Below are 1,501 nucleotides of genomic sequence, written 5' to 3'. Positions count from 1 at the left end.
GGCGGCACTCCGCTCGCGGCCATAGATACTGATAATGACGGCATCGAAAACAGAATAGATCGGGATAGTGACAATGACGGCATCATAGATTATGTGGAAACCGGTGGAGCAGACAGCAATGGGGATGGATTAATAGACGGTACTTTCACTGATACTGACGGTGACGGTTGGTCAGATTTTTTCGATTCTGATAATGGCGGAACAGCACTTTCTTATGATGACTTAGACCAAGATGGACTTGACAATAGACTAGATCTGGACAGTGACAATGACGGAATTGTAGATATAATAGAAGCAGGTGGTGTTGATACCGATGGTAATGGAATTGTCGACACACCCCTACAACAAACTGATTTGGACGGCTGGGCTGATGCCTTTGATCCGGATAATGGTGGTACCGCCCTGACTGACCCAGACTCGGATGGAGATACCTTTCAAAACCGTATTGATTTAGATAGTGACAATGATGGTATACCCGATCACATAGAGTTCCAAAGCACTGCAGGCTATATCGACATTACTTCAAATGATACTGACAATGACGGTATTGATGACGCCTATGATACCGACAATGGAGGTACGGCACTGATGAGCCCCTTTAACAAGGATGGCACGGACAACCCTGACTACCTAGATCTTGATTCGGATAATGACGGCATTTTTGATATTGATGAATCTACAGGACTACTTACTGATGGTAACAACGATGGTAAAACTGATGGTGTCATAGGCGTAAACGGATTAGATAATCTTCATGGGCCAGACGACTTTTACCACCCCAGTGGCAACCTAGAGGGAGATAGTCAAATCACATTGTTCTTAGACCTTGACAATGATTATTTGGCTTGCGCAGCCGGTGGTTTAGATTATCGAGACCCTGCCGGAAATGGCGATTGCTTTCAGGCTGCCGATGATTACGACAATGATGGCATTGTTAACAGCATCGACCTTGACGATGACAATGATGGTATTTTAGATACCGAAGAATATTGTGAAATAGTGGGTATGCTCACCTATGAGTTCTATAACCTACTGCCCTCAGGTAGTACCGTTGACAATATACCTACTACAGGAGCCAACAACATAGCCCTGACTGCCAACTTTGACGTATCTGCACTACAGCAAGCCAATTCGCCTGGCGATATCATTGACTTCTCCATTCGGTTTACCGGAGACATCTTACTGACCAATAGCGATACTTACACCTTCTATCTTGGCTCTGATGATGGAAGCAAACTCTTTATCGATGATGTAGAAATCGTAGACCACGACTTTCCACACTCCTACTCTGAAAAATCCGCATCAGTCGCACTAACTGCTGGCTACCACAAAATTAAGGTGGAGTATTTCGAAAATAGCGGAAACCGCCAGCTTACCCTGGAGTATTCCAGTGTGAGCAGTCCAATTAAAATACCTGTGCCCTTTTCAATCATGAGAGGGCAGTCTTTCAACTGCTCTACCAGCGGTATTGGCAATAACAATCAATTCAATCTAGATGCTG

General features: G+C 44.6%; 1 protein-coding gene. It reads left to right on the top strand.

The window, feature by feature from the left end:
• Positions 1–1,501: PA14 domain-containing protein (locus J4E76_RS20720; protein WP_236017571.1), on the top strand; the 1,501-nt coding region annotated here is incomplete at both ends.

This window comes from Roseivirga sp. E12, from assembly GCF_017592825.1.
GTDB lineage: Bacteria > Bacteroidota > Bacteroidia > Cytophagales > Cyclobacteriaceae > Roseivirga.
Note: the sequence above shows the minus strand (reverse complement) of the source record. Positions and strands in the feature narration are given on the sequence as shown.